Below are 19,261 nucleotides of genomic sequence, written 5' to 3'. Positions count from 1 at the left end.
GGAAGCGCGAAGCTGAAAGCCGGAAGTTGTTGTGCCACACTTCCGGCTTCAAGCTTCCAGCTCTTGTCATCCGGTTTCAAATCCGCGCACCCCTGTGGGGGTGATGTCGTTTTCTTCCAGCCCCGTCACATTTGCGCTGTCGGGGCCCTTGCGTAACCAGGCGGTTAACTGCCGCACGGCAGGGGCCTGCCCTTCTGCCAGCACTTCCACTCTGCCATCGGGCAAATTACGGGCATAACCACTCACGCCCAGACGCTCGGCCTCGCACTGTGTGTAATAACGAAAACTCACTCCCTGCACCCGACCGCTGACCCAGATTTTTCTGGCAATAATGCTCATGGCTTCAGCTCCTTTTTATTGTTTCGCTGCCTTTAAGTTTACGCTCACCCGCACGCGCTGTGGGGTGCGATTCCTGCCTATAAGGAGTACTATACAGGCTTTCTGACAGTTACCAAGGAAGCTCACGTGGAACCCATTCGCCTGACTCAATACAGCCACGGTGCTGGCTGCGGCTGCAAAATCTCCCCCAAAATCCTCGACACCATACTGCACAGCCAGCTGCCCGGTTTTAACGATCCGCGCCTGGTGGTGGGCAACGACAGCCGTGACGATGCCGCCGTGGTGGATGTTGGTAACGGCATGGGCATTATCTCCACTACCGACTTTTTTATGCCCATTGTGGACGATCCCTTTACCTTTGGCCGCATTGCCGCCACCAATGCCATCAGCGATATCTACGCCATGGGCGGCACGCCAGTGGTGGCCATTGCCATTCTGGGCTGGCCAATCAACACGCTGGCACCGGAAGTGGCTCAGCAGGTGATTGACGGCGGTCGTCAGGCCTGCCATGACGCCGGCATTTCCCTTGCCGGCGGCCACAGCATAGACGCACCCGAGCCCATTTTTGGCCTGGCAGTCACTGGCCAGATTGCGCTGGATCAGGTGAAACGCAATGATACCGCCGCCGCCGGCGATATTCTTTTTCTGACCAAGCCGCTGGGCATTGGCGTGCTCTCCACCGCCCAGAAAAAAGGCGTGCTGCGAAACGAAGACAGCCAGATTGCGCCCGAGGTCATGTGCCGGCTGAACAGGCCCGGTCAGGATTTTGCCGCACTGGACGGCGTCAGTGCCATGACCGACGTGACCGGTTTTGGCCTGCTCGGGCACCTGGTGGAAGTGTGTGAAGGAGCTGATGTGAGCGCCATTTTGCATATGGCGGATATTCCGCTGCTGCCCAACCTGGATTATTACCTGCAGGCGGGTGCCGTGCCCGGCGGCACCCTGCGCAACTTTGATGCCTATGGCCATAAAGTGGCCCCCATCACGCAGCGCCAGCAGCATATTCTGTGCGATCCGCAAACCAGCGGTGGCCTGCTGGTGGCGGTGCGCCCCAGCGCCATTGACGAATTTTTATCCGTGGCCGCCAGCCATAACCTGAGCCTGGCACCCATTGGCGAGCTGGTCACCGCCGGCGAACACCGCATTGAGGTAGTGGATGCCTGATCTGCACACCGATCTCGATGCGCTGTTTATCAATAACACGCCTCTGCTGGACCTGCGCGCGCCGGTCGAGTTTTTACAGGGGGCCTTTCCGGCTTCCCGTAATCAGCCACTGATGACAGATGACGAGCGCGCACAGGTGGGCACCTGCTACAAACATGAAGGCCAGCAGGCCGCCATTGAACTGGGCCATCAATTAGTGTGCGGTGAAATACGCCAGGCCCGTCTGCAGGGCTGGCTAAACTGGCTTGAGCAAAACCCTGACGGCGTGCTTTATTGCTTTCGGGGCGGCCTGCGCAGCCAGACGGTGCAGCAGTGGCTTAATGATGCCGGCCGTCCAGTGTCCCGGGTCAAGGGTGGCTACAAAGCACTGCGCCGGCGGCTGCTCACCGAAATTGAACAGGGTTTTGCCGGCCCGGGTTTTGTGCTCACCGGCCTCACCGGCAGCGGCAAAACCGACTGGCTGGCGCGCAGCCCGCTGTCGCTGGATCTGGAAGGCTATGCCCACCACAGAGGCTCCAGCTTTGGCAACTGGGGGGAGCCTCAGCCCACTCCCATCAACTTTGAAAACCGCCTGGCCATTGCCCGGTTAAAGCAGCGTCACAGTGGTATTAAGGGCTGGCTGGTAGAAGACGAAAGCGCCATGATTGGCCGCTGCCCCGTGCCCCTGCCCCTGTATGAGCGCATGCAGCAGGCACCGCTGCTGTTGCTGGAAGTGCCCTTTGAACAGCGGGTGCAGCAAATTCGCCATGACTATGTAGACACCATGCAGCGCCACTTTAACCAGGATTTTGCGCGGCTGGAAAGCTACCTGCAAGACAGCCTGAAACGGCTGTATAAACGCCTGGGCGATCGGGAATGGCGACGGCTGTCGGAGATTATGTCTGAGGCGGTGCGCCAGCAGCAGCTGGGTTATGGCAGTGCGGCCCATGAAGAGTGGATCGCCACTCTGCTGGGCGTTTATTACGACCCCATTTATGCCCGCCATCAGGCGGCCAAGGCCGATCGCATCGTTAAACGCGGTGACGCCGACGAACTGGCCGAATGGCTTGCACAGCAGCCCGAAGCTCAACCTGAGGAAACACAATGCTGAATCGTATTACCCTGCCGGTAACCCCCTTTATGCAAAACTGCAGCCTGATATGGTGCAGCGCCACCAACAAGGCGGCACTGATAGACCCGGGCGGTGAAACCGAGCGCCTGCTGGCCGCCATTAATGAACGGGGGCTGACTCTGGAGCGCATTATTCTGACTCACGGCCATCTGGATCACGTGGGCGGCACCGGCGAGCTGAAAGCCAATACCGGCGTGCCGGTGGAAGGCCCGGGCAAGCAAGATGCCTACTGGATAGACGGCCTGGCTCAGCAGGTGCAGATGTTTGGCTTTGATCCCGTGCCGGGTTTTACTCCCGACCGCTGGCTGAATGCCGGTGACACCGTCACTGTGGGTGAAGAAGTGCTGGACGTGTATCACTGCCCCGGCCACACGCCGGGCCACATGGTGCTGCTGCACAAGGCGCAACGGTTGGCCTTTGTGGGCGACGTGCTGTTTCAGGGCAGCATTGGCCGCACCGACTTTCCCGGCGGCAGCCACGAGCAACTGATAGACAGCATTAAACACACTCTGCTGCCGCTGGGTGACGACATTACCTTTGTACCCGGCCACGGCCCCGAAAGTACCTTCGGCCATGAGCGACTGAATAACCCGTTTTTACGCTGACCCTCTGCGCCTGCTCATGGCGCACAACCCCCTCTTTCAGATGTTCCGATAACGAGAAAAAATTAACGGATGAAAATAAAACACAAGCTCGCTCTCAACACCCTGGTGGTGATTGCCGCCATGGGAATTTTGTTTACCTTGTTTACGCATACCCTGAATACCATCAAAGCTCTGAACCATGGCAAGGCACTGGCAATGACGCTGCATAACGATATGCTCAGCCTGCGCCGGGATGAAAAAGATTTTATCGCCCGCCTCGATACCCGTTATCTGGACGACTTTCAGCAACAAATGGCGCAAACCCAGCAGCACCTGGCTCAACTGAAGGCTGTGCTTGAGCAGCAACAGTTACCGATCACCGCACTGACCAGTTTAAGTGAACGTTTCAGCCGGTATAGCACCGATTTCACGGCAGTGGCGGACGCTTATCAGCGTCTCGGGCTGGATCATGAGTCCGGGCTGGAGGGCGAGTTGCGCCAAGCCGTACACGATGTTGAAGCCTCTCTGAATAACTCCGGTGCCGATCGGATTCTTATTACTCTGCTGCAGCTTCGCCGGGCCGAAAAGGACTTTATGCTGCGCCATGAAGTCCGCTATTTGCAACGTTTTAATAATCTGCATGAGCAATTGCTTAGTGAACTTGACACCCTGGCTTTATCCCGGGCTCAGGCCAGCCATTACCGGCAGCGTTTTCTCGCTTATGCCGATGAACTGCAACGTCTGGGACTGAGCAGTGAGGAAGGATTGCAGCTAACCATGCGTCAGACTATTCAGAGTACCGAGAGCCTGCTGAACAGTACTCTTGCCGATATCGAGCAGCGGCTGCAGGCCTATCTGGATCAGTCAACCCGTACCGCGACCCTGGTATTTATGCTGATGTTGCTGCTCACTGCAGGAGTCGCCATTGCCATCAGTCGTTCCATTTTCCGCCCCATCAGGCAAATTCGTGAAGGCGTGCTGAACATTCATCATACCCGCAACCTCGGACTGCACATTGATACCGGCAGCAAAGATGAAATGGCAGACATTGCCGATGCGCTGAATATCATGCTTCAGGGGTTCCGGGAGGTAATTCAGCAGGTGCATCAGGCTGTGGGCACCATGAATCAGACCACTCAGCAACTGTCAGAAAGCGCCGCCGCCACGACCGCAGACATTGAACGCCAGCAGCAGGAAACCGAGCAGGTTGCCACCGCAGTAACAGAAATGGTCAGCACCATTGATGACATTGCCCGCAATACCGACCAGACCGCCATCAAGGCCGGCAAGGCCAACGGCAGTGCAACGGAAGGACAGCAGCAGGTGCAGGGCACCATAGAGCGCATTCGCCGTCTGGCCGGCCGGCTGGAAGACTCGGTAGGCAGCATTGAGGACTTGTCCCGTCAGAGCGACACCATCGGTACCGTATTACAGGTTATTCGCGATATCGCCGATCAGACCAACCTGCTGGCGCTCAATGCTGCCATTGAAGCCGCCCGCGCCGGTGAGCAGGGCCGGGGGTTTGCCGTGGTGGCCGATGAAGTCAGGGCGCTGGCGGCGCGCACTCAGGATGCAACCCAGGAAATAGCGACCATCATCAGCTCACTGCACGCAAAAACTGACGACATGGTGAAGATTATCTACCAAAGCAGAGAAGAAGGACTGGAAAGCAGCCAGCAGGCCAAACAAGCTGAAAGAGTACTGGATGACATTACCGGAGAAGTGACCGTCATTTCAGACATGGCCACTCAAATTGCCACTGCTATTGAGCAGCAAAGCAGCGTTGCCAATGAAATTGGCCGTAATGTGGTAGTCATTCGGGACATCACCGACAATACCGTACAGGCCGTGCGCGACAATTCTCAGGCCACTCGAAACATCGCCGTTCAGGCACAAAACCTGCAGGAGGTGGTCTCGGTGTTTCGTATCTGAGAACGCCTGTCGGCATTCCCAGTTACCCGCCAGCAACCAGCCGCGCTAAAGGCGCGGCTCAGTCATCCCAGTCATCGTCGTCTTCTTCCACCGGCTCTTCCGCCACCACCATGGGTGCCAAAGGTGCGATGGCCTCCAACAGTTTGCGGCGCGGTTGCCAATTGGCCACAAAGCCAAAACGGTAGCAGTTTTCACCCAGGGCAAAACGCTCTTCAGCCTGAGTTTCCAGCGCCTGCTGCACGGCGTTCAGCTCCTGCTCGCTCAGTTCCAGGTCCAGCGTAAAGGCAATAATGGCCCCGTCGTGGCCCGGCAGCTTGCCCTTGTTCACTGCCCTCACCCTGTCTCTGGGCAGGCTCACCACCTGCTTGCGGTTACCGTTCACCAGATACAGCCGCTCGGCGTCATAGGCCAGGTTCATTAGCCGCTGCCGGCTCCAGCTGGCCGGCCACAGACTGACCAGCAGCAGCACACCACCAAACACCAGCCCTACATAATGAACAAGCTCAAAGCCGTTTTGCGCATCCAGCGCCGACCACACCACCACTGCCAGGCTGGCCAGCAGCACAGCGGCCTGAGTGGCATAAAAACGAAAAGCAGGTGGCAGCAGCACAAACTCAAGAGGCTGCTGTAACAACTGTTGCACGGACAGGCGCTGGGCGGTCATTCTGGTATTCCGACGAGATTAAAAGCCGCTACCCTAGCAAAAATTTGCACTGGCATAAATAATGGTGCCATATGGGCAAAGGAGGGCACATTGATGTTAAAACCGGTTTTCTGGCTGGCACTGATGTTATTTGGCATTCACTTTGGCGCACAGGCTGAGGCCATTGGAGGCTATGCGGCGGGCTGCCAGACTCAGTCCCGCGCACTGCCGCTGTCGGGGGAAGGCTTTCAGGTGGTTCGCGCCGAGCGCCAGCGTTATTACGGCCAGCCCGAGCTGATTGATTATTTGCAGGGGCTGGGCCAACGGCTGAACGCCGCCGGCCTGCCGCCCATGCTGGTGGCCGATTTGGCAAGAAAGCATGGCGGCCCCTTTGAATATGGCCACCGCAGCCACCAGAGCGGGCTGGATGCGGACATCTGGCTGCGCGCGGGCAACCCTGCCCTGCCCGAGCAGGACATGGTCAACCATAAGCTGTATGTGCTTAACCGCCACTTTACCGATAACCAGCGCCGGCTGATTGCGCTGGCCGCCCAGGATGAGCGCGTGAGCCGTATTTTTGTGCACCCGCTGATCAAACAGGCCATGTGCCGTGCTTACGGCGATGCGCCCTGGCTGGGCCGCCTTCGCCCCTGGTATGGTCACTCGGGGCATTTTCATGTGCGGCTGCACTGCCCTGCCGGCCATGCCAGCTGCGAGCCGCAGCACCCTGTGCCCGCCGGCACCGGCTGTGGCAGTGAGCTGGCCAGCTGGATAAACGACAAAACCGGCGAGTTGTATAAGGGTCCGCGCAAACCCTGGCAGCCGGTATTGCCCGTTGCCTGTACTCAATTACTGGCTCAGAAGGAGGCACCATGAGCAAGTCCTCTTATATTCTGGCGCTGGATCAGGGCACAACGTCTTCCCGGGCCATTTTGTTTGACCATCAGGCGCGTGTGGCGGGTATAGCCCAACGGGAATTTACCCAGCACTACCCGCAAGCGGGCTGGGTGGAGCACGATGCCACCGAAATCTGGGCCACTCAGCGCGCCACCTTAACCGAAGTGCTGGCCAAAACCGGCATAGATCCCAGCCAGCTGGCGGGCATTGGCATTACCAACCAGCGAGAAACCACAGTGGTGTGGAACAGACACACCGGCCAGCCCATTCACAACGCCATTGTATGGCAGTGCCGGCGCACCGCAGCCATTTGCGAACAGCTCAAACAGCAGGGCCTGACCGACGAGATAAAACAGCGCACCGGTCTGGTGCCCGACGCCTATTTCTCGGGCACCAAGCTGCGCTGGCTGCTGGACAATGTGCCCGGTGCACGCGAACAGGCCGACGCCGGTGACTTGCTGTTTGGCACCATAGACACCTGGCTGGTGTGGAAGCTGACCGAAGGCCGGGTGCATGTCACCGACTACACCAATGCCTCGCGCACGTTGCTGTTTAATATCAACACCCTGGAATGGGACCCCTTGTTACTGGAAACGCTGAATATTCCCGCCAGCCTGCTGCCCGAGGTAAAACCGTCTTCCCGGGTGTATGGCGATGCGGATATTGGCGGCGAAGTGCCCATTGCCGGCATGGCCGGGGATCAGCAGGCGGCACTGTTCGGCCAGCTGTGCTTTAACAAGGGCATGGTAAAAAACACCTACGGCACCGGCTGTTTTATGCTGATGAACACAGGCCAGCAAAAAGTGGCGTCGAACCATGGCCTGCTCACCACATTGGCGGTGGGGGCCGACGGCGGCGTGAGTTATGCGCTGGAAGGCTCGGTCTTTATGGGCGGTGCCATTATTCAATGGCTGCGGGACGAGCTGGGGTTAATAGCTCACGCCAAAGACAGCGAAGCCTGTGCTAACGCAGTTGCCAGCACCAATGGTGTGTATCTGGTGCCCGCCTTTACCGGACTGGGCGCACCCTACTGGGATGCCTATGCCAAAGGCACCATCACGGGGCTGACCCGGGGTGCCAACCGCCACCATATTGTGCGGGCCGCACTGGAGGCCATTGCCTTTCAGAGCCGGGATCTGCTCGATGCCATGCAACAGGACGCGGGGCTTCGCCTGGCGGCGCTGAAAGTGGACGGCGGTGCCGCCGCCAACAACTTTTTAATGCAGTTTCAGGCGGACATTACCCACACCAGGGTGGTGCGCCCTGCCCTGCTGGAAACCACGGCGCTGGGCGCAGCCTTTCTCGCCGGGCTGGCCACCGGCTTCTGGCAGAATACAACGCAGCTGGCGCAGTGCGTGAGCATTGATCAGGCGTTTACGCCCACTATGCCAAATGATGAGCGCGAGGCCCATTATCAAGGCTGGCAGGCGGCAGTAGCCCGCGCCAGGAGCAACCCATGACGCTGGATGTAATGGTCATAGGTGGCGGCATTAACGGCACCGGCATCGCGCTGGATGCCGCCGGCCGTGGGCTTGATGTGGCGCTGTGCGAGATGAACGATCTTGCGTCGGCCACCTCCTCCGCCAGCAGCAAGCTGATCCACGGCGGCCTGCGTTATCTTGAGCAATATGAATTCCGGCTGGTGCGCGAGGCACTGGCCGAGCGGGAAACCCTGCTGCGGGCGGCACCGCACATTACCTGGCCACTGCGCTTTCGCCTGCCCCACCAGCCTCACCTGCGCCCCGCCTGGATGATAGGGCTGGGGCTGTGGTTGTATGATCATCTGGCCCGACGCGATCGGCTGCCGCCATCACACCGCGTGTTTTTGAACGGACACGGCCCATTGCAGCCGGAGCTGAAGCTGGCCTTTGAATATTCCGATGCCTGGGTGGACGATGCCCGCCTGGTGGTGCTGTGTGCCATGGCGGCCCGGGAGCGCGGCGCGCACATCTGGCCCCGCACCCGCTGCATTCAGGCACAGCGTGCCAACGGCCTCTGGCAGGTAACGCTGGAAGACGCCAGCGGCAGCCGGCGCACTGTGCTGGCACGCGCGCTGGTGAACGCCGCCGGCCCCTGGGCCAGCAGCCTGTTTAATGAGGTGCTGCACACAGCGCCACCGGCACAGCTGCGGCTGGTAAAGGGCAGCCACATAGTGGTGCCGCGCCTGTATGACAGTGATGAAGCCTATATTCTGCAAAACCGCGACGGCCGCATTGTGTTTGTGCTGCCCTATGAGCAGCACTATTCCCTGATTGGCACCACGGATGTGGACTACACCGGTGATCCGGCCTGCGTAGCCCCGGCTTATGATGAAATTACCTACCTGTGTGACGTGGTTAACGAGTACTTTCGCACTCAGATTTCACCGCAACAGGTAGTGCATCAGTTTGCCGGCGTGCGGCCGTTAATGGCCAACGGCGATAATCAGGCCCAGAAAGCCTCACGGGATTACAAACTGCTGCTGAGCGCCGATGGCAACGAGGCACCGCTGTTGTCGGTGTTTGGAGGCAAAATCACCACTTTCAGGGCACTGGCAGAAGACGCCACCAACCAGCTGGCGGCGTTTTTGCCCGGCACCGGCGGCCCCTGGACCGGCCAGCTGGTGCTGCCCGGCGGCGATTTCAATCACCATGCCAGCTTGGAAGCGAAGCTGATACAAGAATACGCCTGGCTGCCTTTGCCCCTGGCTCGGCGCTATGTGCGCAGCTACGGCACCCTGTGCCGGCAGTTTTTGCAGGGCTGCCAAGGTCTGGAAGACCTTGGCGAGCACCTGGGAGCCGGCTTATACAGCGCCGAGGTGGATTATTTAATGCAACGGGAGTGGGCCCGCACCGCCGACGATATTCTGTGGCGGCGCACCAAGCTGGGGCTGGTGTTCAACAACGCCAGGCAGCAACGGTTACAGGAATATTTAAGCGCCAGATCCTAACCTTTCTTCACGAAAGGTGTTGAGTTTGTCTGTAATCAGTTCGCGGGTGGCGGTGGCGTTATCCTTGATGCTGCCGTCGAACACACTTAGCCCTTTCAGAATATTGACGGCTTCTCCAAAGCCCTTATCAATGGAGCTGGTGATGGTGTCGAGAAACTGCTCCAGCTGCTTGTCTTCCGGCATACCGGGGTTTTGTTTCTGAAAGGTCTCAAAAAAACCAAGGGCTCCGTCTACTATGCGGCTGGCGGTGTTTTCCGGAGACCAGTAGTCGTCGGGCTTGTCTGCCAGCTTTTCGGGAGTAATGGCATGCTTATCGCCAAGCTCGGCATTTATCGTGCTCATTATTTCGCCATAAAGAATGTTCATGGCCTTGTTATTGCCCAGGTTGCCGCCATCAAACATGGCCTGCACTATGCTCTGGTTATTGCGCGCTTTCAGCTCGGAGCGGGCGCTGGCCATATCGTGCTCGGCACCTTTTTCTGCCGGTGCCTGCCGCTCGTTTTTGCTGGCTACCTGATAAACCTGATTACCTGAAACCGGAGAAATTGCCATTATCCTGCTCCTTTTTAGCATTGATAAACAAGGTATCGGCCAAACCAGCAAAATCTTAATTAAGGCAACATTTACATAAGAGTGCTGTTACCCGGCTCTTTACTGCGTAAAGACAAGAGCGGCAAGAGCTCGCTGGCCGGCATGGGCTTGTAATAATAATATCCCTGCACGGTAATGGAGCCGAACTCTTCCAGCAGCTCCAGCTGCTCTTTTTGCTCTACTCCTTCCACCACCAGGCTTAACGACAGCTGCTCTGCCAGCTGCATAATGGTGCGCAACAAGGTCAGCGCTCTTGAGCTTTCGCAGGCTTCCACCATAAAGCTGCGATCAATTTTAAGCTCATCCAGCGGAAACCAGTGCAGGCAGGACAGCGCCGAATAACCGGTGCCAAAGTCGTCCAGAGAGAGCTTAAATCCCTGATCCCGCAGCTGCTGCAGCATATTAATGCCGGTATCCAGCTGATCCATCATGGTGGACTCGGTGACTTCCAGCTTGATAAGAGAATGCGGCAAGCCAAAGCGGGCCATGGTAACCATCAGCCAGTCACAAAAATCGGCCTGGCTGAACTGCTGGGCACACAGGTTTACCGACACCATGGGCGGCATCATGCCCTGCTCCCGCCAGGCGGCCAGCTGTGTGCACACCTGCTCTATTACCCAGCGATCCAGACGCACAGACAGCCCGCTTTGCTCGGCCACCGGAATAAACTCGGCAGGAGAAATCATATCAAGGCGCGGGTGCGTCCAGCGCATTAATGCCTCCACCCCAACAATATGCTCATCAACCGAGCACACCTGGGGCTGATAATGCAGGCTCACTCCCTGCACCAGACCGGTATTCAGCATATGGCCCAGGCTCTGCTCAATGATCAGCTCTCTGTGGTGCAGCCTGTGCTGCTGCTCATCCACAAACTGATAACGGCCGCGGCCTTCCCGCTTGGCCATGGCATGAGCATATTCTGCCGCCTGCAACAGGTTTTCGGGCTCTTTGGCATCGCGCGGATAAATGGCAATGCCAATGCTGGGCTGCATGCACACCACATTTTGATCAGCCAGCACCATGGGCTGCCCCAGCAGACTGAGCAGTTTTTCTGCCAGATGCCCCATGGTGGTATCTTCCGCCTTGCTGTGGCGCAAAATGGCAAACATATCGCCCTGCAGCCGCACCAGGGTATCGGCTTCGTCTACTGCCGCCTGCATAATGCGCGCCTGCTGACGCAATACATCATCACCCCAGGTCATGCCCAGCTGCTCATTTACCGGTTTCAGCCGGCCAATATCGAGCACCATTAACCCCACCCGTATTTTGTTACGCTGTGCTTCGGCCAACGCCTGCTCCAGGCGAGAGGTTAATAACTGACGATTGCCCAACTGAGTGAGCGGATCTTTAAAGGTAAAGGGCATGCGATCCTGCTCGGCCATGCGCTGACCGCTGAGATCGTGACCAATGGCCACTCTGTGGGTTATCTGACCATGGTGGTTGGTAAGCGTATTAATGCTGAGCCACTGCGGATACACCTCACCGGTTTTGCGCCGGTTCCATACCTGGCCGCTCCACTGGCCGGTGCGGCTGATTTGCTGCCACATTTTGCGATAAAAATCCGGCTCATGTTTAGCAGACTGAATAAGCCGTGGCGTTTTGCCCAGCACCTCTTCGGCAGTAAAGCCGGTAATGTGAGTAAAGGCCGGATTAACCCGCTCGATAATGCCGTCGGCATTGGTCACGATGATGGACTCAAGCGCATTTTCAAACACATGGTGCAGCAGCTGCCGCTTAAAGCTCAGGTTTTGCTCAAACACGCTGGCCTGAGCAACAGCCACCTGGTGGGGATGGTCTTCGCGCACTGTTGGTATCCTTACCTTGTTATTATGGCTTACGGATTGATAATATTTTTTTGTAAACAATTAGTAAAACATCTTTATCACAATTTAGTACTGCAGGCCAGGCCTGCAGTACTAAAAAGGGTCAGCGAGTGGCTTCCCGCCGGTTAAAAGTACGCTCTCCCGGGCTGAAGCGGCCGGTAATGTCCAGCAGTGCCTCGGGATCTGCAAGGTCTCCTTCATTGTCTTTATCTGCCGGCTTCAGCCAGTCATGCAGTCCTTCAATGGTGACTATTATGTCTTTTAGTTCACTGGCGTAAGGGTCGACCTTAATATCCTCGCTCACCTCGCTCCCAGCCTTAGGCTTGAACCCGAACGTCAGATTTTTCACCGAGTTACCATCCAAAGCAGCCTGTACATGACTTCCATCTGAAAGATCATAGTCGGTACTAATATCTTCTTTCAGTTGCTTAAGACTCTCACCGTAATAATGCAGCTTGGTGAACATAATGCCTTCTTTGTTCACTGGTATTTCAGCGTCCATCAGGGTGATAAAGCCAAAGCGAACTTCTCCTGTTTCAGCAATCTTTGCTTGCCTACTACCCATCGGAGGTGAATAAGTGCCATCTGCATTTATAACAGCATCACTCATTACTTTAGCATTAAGCACCAAATTCAGGTCATCATCAGCATCTTGAAATAACTGAGCTAATTTTTTGGATTTATCCAGATCTCTCTTTTTAAAGGTAAGTGGTGGAACATCGACAGTGTGTACACCATCACCTCCTAACGATATATAGTCATTCAAGTTTTCCAGACTTAATAAGTATTCAGAGTTATTTTTAAAACCTACAGCATCAATGAACAAGCCCTTAGCAAATTCTCCCCTGTAACTCTTTAAAGAGCATTTTTCGTCACTCTGGCCAACAGCGCAGCCTCTGATCGTAAAATAAGGAAACTCACTAAATTCTGTTTCTTTACCCCGATAGGCAAAACCATTTTTAAGCTTACCTGGTATACCAGTGATCAGCAGGCGGTCTGGCACGGTGCGACCAACAATGGCGATATCACCGTCTGTGTAAAGCATGCAGCCGTTATCACTCACGGCATAGGGTGCGCAGGTTTCAGGCACGGTTGCCTGTATCAGGGCTACCGAAGCTATTTTGCTTGTTGTTTCAAAACTGGCTTTGCTCTTTTGGTTAAACTCGAATATTCCTTGTTCAAATTCCCTTGTTTGCTCCAGTTCTGCAGTCAACTCGTGAATAACAATACCTTGCAATTGCGCACTGTAGTCATCAATAAGTTTATCGTTTTCACCATAGGCTTGCAGTGTAAGCCCGACTTGCTCACCGGCGTTACCCAGTACGGTACAAGATGCCGCATGTTCGGCGTATAAAAAGCCACTATCGCCACTGCAATCGGCAGCGGACCAGCGCAGCTGTTTGGGCACAAACACCAGCTCAAGCTGGTATTCCACTTCCTGCCTGTTTTTACCATTTTTGCCATTATCACCTTTAATGGTCAGGGATATGGCTTCAGCCTTGTTATAGGTCAGGTCCAACGGAAAGCTAACTTCACTGCCTTTTTTCAACACTCTATTACCGGTTTGAAGCGTTCCGGTGCCGTTTATATCAGTAATATAAAAATTGAAGTTGGGAATAGTTTCTCCCAGTTTTTCTTCATTAAGAGTGATCTCATCATACACATAGGCAGCAAGAGAAGATTGCACATCCTGCTCGGCACACAACTTACAATTTGGCAGTTGAGTGCCGTCAGACAGGTAGCAGCGCAGGCCCGGGGATGATTCAGGTTTGGGATCTGCTTTTTTATCTACAAACTGAATACATTTATTTTTCTCAAGCTTGGTATTAGGGTTAGTATCCTTATCACTTTTCAAAAACTTATTGAAATTTGATATGGAGTTGTTATTCAACCCATCTTTAATATGCAGTGTTGCGGAGCGTGAATAAAGCAGCGCTTCACTACAGGCTTCATCACCACAGGCATAGGCCGTAAGGTGATTGGCCTCTACATCAAAACTGAGCTTGTAGTGATGAACCTCACCTGAAACAGGAATCGCACTGTAATTAATTGAAGCGCTGCCTTCCATTTCCAGATCAACTACATTGACAGCACCAAATATTTTTGTGCTGCCCTGCATCTCCAATTCGCCTTCAACGTATACATAACCATAGATCTTGGAAGAGCCTTCAAGCTCTGCTTCACCGTCATCGTCGCCGTCACCATATACAAAGGCAAGTACCGGGTTTTCACTGGTACCCAGTTCGGTACTACCCTGTAACTCTAAATCTTCTTCAATATAAAAGGTTGTGAGTTCATCACCTTGTGGTATTACTCTGGCGCTGCCCTGTAAGTCAACCTCTTCATACCAGTATGTTCCGGCATCAAGATATAGTCTGGTACTACCAGATAACTCAAGAGATTTTGCTTGTACTGCGCCATAAAGCTTACTGCTACCCTTCAGCTTAACATCGCCGTAGGATTTTATATCTCCATACCATTTTGCATTATCACCCAGCTTTACTTCATCGTTATCGTAATGAAATATATTTACTTTTTGTGACGGGCTGCCTATCTGATTACTGATGGAGACATCAACATTATCTTTAATATAAAAGTTAACATCACCACTGCCATTGATAACAAGCTTCGTATCACCAGATAACTTCAATGAATCAAGCCAATAATTACCACTATCAAGATAAAGGATGGTACTGCCCTGTGCCGACAAGTCTCCTTTTATTAACACGTCACCAGTGTTGGCAATATGCAATCTGCAATTTCCCTGCGCTTCCACTTTTTCGTATGCATCGCGATCATATTTAATGGTGCCGGAGCCACTACACTTGGCTTCAAACGAAGAGTTCGTTTTCTTGAAGCCTGGCAATGTAAAAGGAGAGTGATTAAATCGCGGCAGTGAATAAGCCGGAGTGATTTTCCCTGAAATAGTGCATGTTATTCCGTCGCACTTTCCTTTCAGATCATCCTTTTTTTTAAAGTTCAGCACACCGTTATTGGTGCCGTTAATGCTGGTACTCCAGCCCATTTCAACTTCACCCTTTTGATCATGGCTCTGGGCAGCAAAAGGGAAAAGCGCAGGAATACCGGATGCCAGTGCGGGTGCCGTGGCAAGCAGTGCCGTCAGATAAAACAAGGCAGTTTTATTCATTAATCACCTCAACTTCTATATTGCGGACCACGGTCAGGCCGCTGCCGGTGCAGGAGCCGGTGGAAATAATTTGTCTTTGTAATGCGCCAGCAGGTGTGATGCTGTGAATGTACGCATCACATCCATTAACAAAGAAAGGGCTGTCTTTATCCACTACCTTGTCGGCATTGAAATTGTCGAGCACGGCATAAATTTGCTGCTCCAATACCGACTCGGCTGCCAGGCGGGCTTTCAGCGCCTGCACTTCGTATACCAGCTGGCGGCTGCTCTGGCCCGAGAGGGTGACCATGGCGGCCATTAACCCCGAGAGGATCACAATAATAAAGATGATGCTTACCAGCATGCTGCCGGCCTGAGGGTTAAGGCGCATAGATCACCTGCAGCTGCGCGGGCAGCACCAGATTGCCGTCCTGGGTGCTCAATACAAGCTCCATTTGTATCAGTTGACTGGTCTCATCATAGTCTTTGAATACGCCATTTTCACTGATCCCGCTCAACATCAGGGTTTTATCTTCCCAGCCGGCACCGGTGTTTTGTTCACGATAAAGGTTGCCCTCCTCGCTGCAAAACCGAATTTGCTCGGGCTTGAGCAGAGTGTAACGCTGACCCAACCCTTCTCGCTTGAAATCAATATCCGCAGGAGTATCAAAAATATCACTCACACCAAAGCTGTTATTGGCAGGCTCTTGCTCCAGTTGATAAATATTGTCGGTGAGTGTAGCTGGGTAATCACTCCATTCAGCCTCACCACTGTCAGCACGAATGGCCATATAGCTATCTTTTATATTTTTATCTTTCAGACTCAGCGGTTTAATAAAAGTAGCCAGGCCATTTTTAACCGTGCCGGTATAGGTGCCGGCCGCCAGGGCAGGCACAAAGGCAAGGCAGTTGTTTTTGATATACACACTGGGGCCATACGCCACGGCCAGCTCGCGGCGCAGCCGCTCCATGGCAAAGCGGGCACCGGCGAGTGCTTCGGCACGCTCGGCTCCGCCCATATAGCTGCTGGCCATTTGGGCAATAAAACGGGTGCCAAACACGGCGCTGATGCCAATCAGCACCATCACAATAACCAGCTCCAGCAACGTAAAACCGCGCGCTTTCATCTTATGTTGTACCTGTGCAGGGTAAAGGACACATCGGCTCCGTTTTGATCTGCGATGGCAATTAGCACCTTTTTAAATGCAGTGCCGGCATTATCAGTTTCCAGGGTAACGCAGGTTTCTACTGTATAACGGGCATAAAGCTGCTGTCGGCTCAGTGCCAGTTGAGCTGCCAGGGCATCACCGGTGATGGCGTTATCGTCACACCAAAGATGAAAGTCATCCAAATGCTCAAAAGACTTAATGCCGCTACTTACATCAGCAGTGGCGCTGTTCAAACAGTTAACGTCTTCATCGATATCACACCGAATTTGTGCCTGCGGATTATTGGCCGCATCGTACTGTACCGCCAGCACCTGCTCGGCCAGGGCTTCGGCCAATGACACGGCGCGAAACTGAAACACCGGATCCAGCTGGCGTGGCTGGCTTACAAAAAACAGCCCCGCCCCCACCAGAACTATTGCCAATATCGCTAAGCCCACCACGTATTCCAGCAGACTGAGGCCGGCATTAGCGCGCCACATAAATATACCCCTCTGGCTCTATGGTTACCGAGGTGCCAGCCAGGGTGATGATGAGTGCGCTATCAAGCGGATTACCGTTTATATGGGGCCGGCCCAGATAACTGTTATCGCTAAGAAAGTTTTCATTGGCGAACTGGCCAAACTGCAGAGTAAAGGGCAGATTCTGGTTTGAGGAAACCGAAAGCTCAGCTCCCAGCCAGATATCCTGATGTGAAGCAGCCAGTTCTTTCTTACCAAGCAGGGTGGCGCTGCTGCAACCATTGGATACAGACACACCTGCACGGGTCACCGCAATGACGCCACAGCGGTTTATATCGGTGCCGCTTTGCAGCGCTTCGGGGTCGTTCATGGCTCTTAGCTGGGCCAGGCGCAGCAGACCGGCCAGGTTGCGGGCCTGAAGGGAGTCGTCAAAATCGCTGCCGATGGGCAGGCGCGGTATGGCCACGGCGGCCAAAATACCCACCAGTACCAGCACGGCGACCAGTTCCACCAGGGTAAAGCCCTTATGCTGCTTCATGATATTTAAGTGCTAAAAAAGGCGGCCGGAGCCGCCTTAAATATTATCATAAGTTAACAGCCTGATGTCTCAACTTCGACTTTGGCCGGCACACCAGCCTGAGCCTCTGTATATGTAATTTTACAGTTACTAGCATCAGCAACTGATTTAGGAGATATGGTTAAAATGCCGCCTCCTGTAACATCTAGTGTATAACGTGTTGTATCAAAATCGTCTAGAGTAGCCAAAATACCAGCAGGAGCTGCTGCATTACCTTCTATAACTTTCGAAGCAGCAGGATAGCCTTTAATAAATTTAATGAAGTCATAACCATTGATGGAGCCTTTACCATCTTCATCAACAGCAGTGCTTGCAGTCCCATCTGCGTCCAGATTTCCTTCTATCAACGCCTTGGCATTAGCCATGGTCATAGCTGACTGAATCGAGCTTTTCAGCGCATTCATATTGGCTGCATACGCATCACCTTGAAGGTTAAAAAACCGCGGTGCGGCCACGGCACCCAGAATGCCGAGAATTACAATTACAATAACCAGTTCAATCAGGGTAAAACCCGCTGCTCTTTTCATTTTTTTTTCCTTGCGTTGTGTTGCCGGTTTGTTATGGGTAGTTGAGTATTTTACTCAACAAATTCAGTTAACTATCAGCCGAATATGGTACTGAAGCCCGCCGTCTCAATCCAGTGCTTTTTGTTCAAAAATCCCCCATCAGTACAAAAAGCAGGGATAAGTCTTATCAGCCGCCTTTTACCACGTTGACCATGTCCCACATGGGGGTAAAAATGCCCAGTGCCAGCACCAATACCATGGCGGCGATGCCGGTAATAAGGATGGGCTCAATACGGGAAGACAGGTTGGCAATGTCGTAGTCCACTTCTTCTTCATAAAAGCGGCCCGCTTCCATTACCATTTCATCTACCCGGCCGGTTTCTTCGCCCACCCGAAACATCTGCAAAATCAGCGGGGTAAATACCCGGCTGTTTTCCGCCACGGTCGACAGGCTGTCACCGGAAGACAGGCCATCGCCCATAGTGTGAATGGCCTGGGTTAAAAAGGCGTTGTCGGTGGCACTGCCCGCCAGCCGCAGCACCCGGGTAATGGGCACGCCGGCGGCCAGCATCATGGCAAAGCTGCGGCAAAAGCGCGCCAGCAAAATGCGCTTAATCAGTGGCCCCACAATGGGAATGCGCAGCAGGGTATGGTGCCAGCGCAGCTTGCCCTTTGGTGTACGCACATACCACATAAAGGTGCCGGCCAGGGCCGCCATGCCGGCCACCAGCAGGCCGGCATAATGGGTAAAGAAATAGGAGCTGCCAATCAAAAACCGGGTGGTCAGGGGCAGCTCCGCCCCCAGGCGGGCAAAAATGCCACTGAAGGCAGGAATAACGTAAATATTAATCACCGTCATGGCCGCCACCATGGCAATGGTCACAAACATGGGATAACGAATGGCCGCCTTGATGCGCCGGCGGGTATCCAGCTCCAGCTGGTAATAATGGGCCAGCTGCAAAAATGCCTGCTCCAGCTGCCCGGTGCTCTCCCCCACTTCCACCAGAGACACAAACAAACTGTTAAACAAATGCGGATGCGCCGCCAGCGCATTGGCCAGGGTCTGGCCCTGATTCAGTGCCTGAGCTACCTCATCCAGGGCTTCTTTTAATACTCTGGTGTCTGTGGTGTCGCGCAGCCCTTCCACAATGCGCAGAATGGGAATACCGGCGCGGGTAAGGGAGGCAAACTGCCGGCTTAATATCAGCAGCGCTTCGGGCTTGATGCCGCCTTTTAAAAACTGACGCACCTGCAGCCAGGTTTTGGTGCCGGAGCGGGTTTCTTTCATTTCTACCGGGATCAGCCCGGCCTGAGCCAGACTGGCGGCAGCGCTTTCCCGGCTGGGCGCTTCCATGCGTCCTTCACTGAGCTGGCCCTGGCGATCCCGCGCCTTGTAGTGATAAAAGGCCAT

Annotated in this window: 18 protein-coding genes; 7 read left to right on the top strand and 11 right to left on the bottom strand. The window is 54.5% G+C overall.

Annotated features, from left to right (window positions below; translation table 11 throughout):
- Positions 1 to 66: 66 nt before the first annotated feature.
- Positions 67 to 339 (bottom strand): acylphosphatase, encoded by a 273-nt coding sequence (gene yccX / locus R0I78_RS12515; protein WP_317075558.1) that lies wholly within the window; start codon positions 337 to 339, stop codon positions 67 to 69.
- A gap of 126 nt (positions 340 to 465) precedes the next feature.
- Here yccX and selD point away from each other — a divergent pair, with 126 nt between their 5' ends.
- The 4 genes from selD (at position 466) to R0I78_RS12495 (ending at position 5,130) form a co-directional block, all read left to right on the top strand.
- On the top strand, positions 466 to 1,503 hold the full coding sequence (selD, locus tag R0I78_RS12510; RefSeq protein ID WP_317075557.1) for a selenide, water dikinase SelD: 1,038 nt from the start codon (positions 466 to 468) through the stop codon (positions 1,501 to 1,503).
- Positions 1,496 to 2,593, top strand: coding sequence for a tRNA 2-selenouridine(34) synthase MnmH (gene mnmH, locus R0I78_RS12505; RefSeq protein WP_317075556.1), 1,098 nt, complete (start codon positions 1,496 to 1,498; stop codon positions 2,591 to 2,593). Before selD ends, mnmH begins: the two co-directional genes overlap by 8 nt.
- Positions 2,587 to 3,219, top strand: a complete 633-nt coding sequence (locus tag R0I78_RS12500) for an MBL fold metallo-hydrolase (RefSeq protein WP_317075555.1) — start codon at positions 2,587 to 2,589, stop codon at positions 3,217 to 3,219. Before mnmH ends, R0I78_RS12500 begins: the two co-directional genes overlap by 7 nt.
- A gap of 69 nt (positions 3,220 to 3,288) precedes the next feature.
- On the top strand, positions 3,289 to 5,130 hold the full coding sequence (locus R0I78_RS12495) for a HAMP domain-containing methyl-accepting chemotaxis protein (protein WP_317075554.1): 1,842 nt from the start codon (positions 3,289 to 3,291) through the stop codon (positions 5,128 to 5,130).
- Positions 5,131 to 5,188: 58 nt separating this feature from the next.
- Here R0I78_RS12495 and R0I78_RS12490 read toward each other — a convergent pair whose 3' ends face one another.
- The gene (locus R0I78_RS12490; RefSeq protein WP_317075553.1) at positions 5,189 to 5,794 is read right to left on the bottom strand and encodes a hypothetical protein; all 606 of its coding nucleotides are present in this window, start codon (positions 5,792 to 5,794) and stop codon (positions 5,189 to 5,191) included.
- A 93-nt stretch (positions 5,795 to 5,887) separates the two neighbouring features.
- On the opposite strand from R0I78_RS12490, the gene R0I78_RS12485 reads away from it, so the two are divergent.
- From R0I78_RS12485 to glpD, 3 genes are read left to right on the top strand one after another with little or no spacing between them, the layout of a single operon-like run.
- The gene (locus R0I78_RS12485) at positions 5,888 to 6,649 is read left to right on the top strand and encodes a penicillin-insensitive murein endopeptidase (RefSeq protein WP_317075552.1); all 762 of its coding nucleotides are present in this window, start codon (positions 5,888 to 5,890) and stop codon (positions 6,647 to 6,649) included.
- A complete protein-coding gene (gene glpK, locus R0I78_RS12480) occupies positions 6,646 to 8,130 on the top strand; it encodes a glycerol kinase GlpK (protein WP_317075551.1) in 1,485 nt (494 codons plus the stop codon). The genes R0I78_RS12485 and glpK overlap by 4 nt, the downstream gene beginning before the upstream one ends.
- Positions 8,127 to 9,599: a glycerol-3-phosphate dehydrogenase gene (gene glpD, locus R0I78_RS12475; protein WP_317075550.1), complete on the top strand. Its 1,473-nt coding sequence runs from the start codon at positions 8,127 to 8,129 to the stop codon at positions 9,597 to 9,599. Before glpK ends, glpD begins: the two co-directional genes overlap by 4 nt.
- On the opposite strand, the gene R0I78_RS12470 is transcribed toward glpD, so the two are convergent.
- The 9 genes from R0I78_RS12470 to R0I78_RS12430 all read right to left on the bottom strand — a co-directional run bounded on the left by R0I78_RS12470 (position 9,582) and on the right by R0I78_RS12430 (position 19,261).
- Positions 9,582 to 10,151, bottom strand: a complete 570-nt coding sequence (locus tag R0I78_RS12470) for a DUF5610 domain-containing protein (protein WP_317075549.1) — start codon at positions 10,149 to 10,151, stop codon at positions 9,582 to 9,584. The two genes, glpD and R0I78_RS12470, sit on opposite strands and share 18 nt — an antisense overlap.
- Positions 10,152 to 10,222: 71 nt before the next feature.
- Positions 10,223 to 11,995 carry a putative bifunctional diguanylate cyclase/phosphodiesterase gene (locus tag R0I78_RS12465; protein ID WP_317075548.1) on the bottom strand — a complete coding sequence of 591 codons (1,773 nt, stop codon included), beginning with the start codon at positions 11,993 to 11,995 and terminating at the stop codon, positions 10,223 to 10,225.
- A 121-nt stretch (positions 11,996 to 12,116) separates the two neighbouring features.
- Positions 12,117 to 15,161, bottom strand: coding sequence for a DUF6701 domain-containing protein (locus tag R0I78_RS12460; RefSeq protein ID WP_317075547.1), 3,045 nt, complete (start codon positions 15,159 to 15,161; stop codon positions 12,117 to 12,119).
- Positions 15,154 to 15,531, bottom strand: coding sequence for a hypothetical protein (locus R0I78_RS12455; protein WP_317075546.1), 378 nt, complete (start codon positions 15,529 to 15,531; stop codon positions 15,154 to 15,156). Before R0I78_RS12455 ends, R0I78_RS12460 begins: the two co-directional genes overlap by 8 nt.
- Positions 15,521 to 16,267, bottom strand: a complete 747-nt coding sequence (locus R0I78_RS12450) for a type II secretion system protein (protein ID WP_317075545.1) — start codon at positions 16,265 to 16,267, stop codon at positions 15,521 to 15,523. Before R0I78_RS12450 ends, R0I78_RS12455 begins: the two co-directional genes overlap by 11 nt.
- Complete coding sequence (locus tag R0I78_RS12445; RefSeq protein ID WP_317075544.1) at positions 16,264 to 16,788, bottom strand: prepilin-type cleavage/methylation-like protein; 525 nt, start codon at positions 16,786 to 16,788, stop codon at positions 16,264 to 16,266. Before R0I78_RS12445 ends, R0I78_RS12450 begins: the two co-directional genes overlap by 4 nt.
- A complete protein-coding gene (locus R0I78_RS12440) occupies positions 16,775 to 17,305 on the bottom strand; it encodes a prepilin-type N-terminal cleavage/methylation domain-containing protein (protein ID WP_317075543.1) in 531 nt (176 codons plus the stop codon). The genes R0I78_RS12445 and R0I78_RS12440 overlap by 14 nt, the downstream gene beginning before the upstream one ends.
- Before the next feature lie 53 nt (positions 17,306 to 17,358).
- On the bottom strand, positions 17,359 to 17,871 hold the full coding sequence (locus R0I78_RS12435; protein ID WP_317075542.1) for a type II secretion system protein: 513 nt from the start codon (positions 17,869 to 17,871) through the stop codon (positions 17,359 to 17,361).
- Positions 17,872 to 18,037: 166 nt separating this feature from the next.
- Complete coding sequence (locus tag R0I78_RS12430; protein WP_317075541.1) at positions 18,038 to 19,261, bottom strand: type II secretion system F family protein; 1,224 nt, start codon at positions 19,259 to 19,261, stop codon at positions 18,038 to 18,040.

The sequence above is a fragment of the Oceanimonas sp. CAM02 genome (genome assembly GCF_032842915.1).
Taxonomy (GTDB): Bacteria; Pseudomonadota; Gammaproteobacteria; order Enterobacterales; family Aeromonadaceae; genus Oceanimonas; species Oceanimonas smirnovii.
This window is presented reverse-complemented; position numbering and strand designations above follow the sequence as displayed.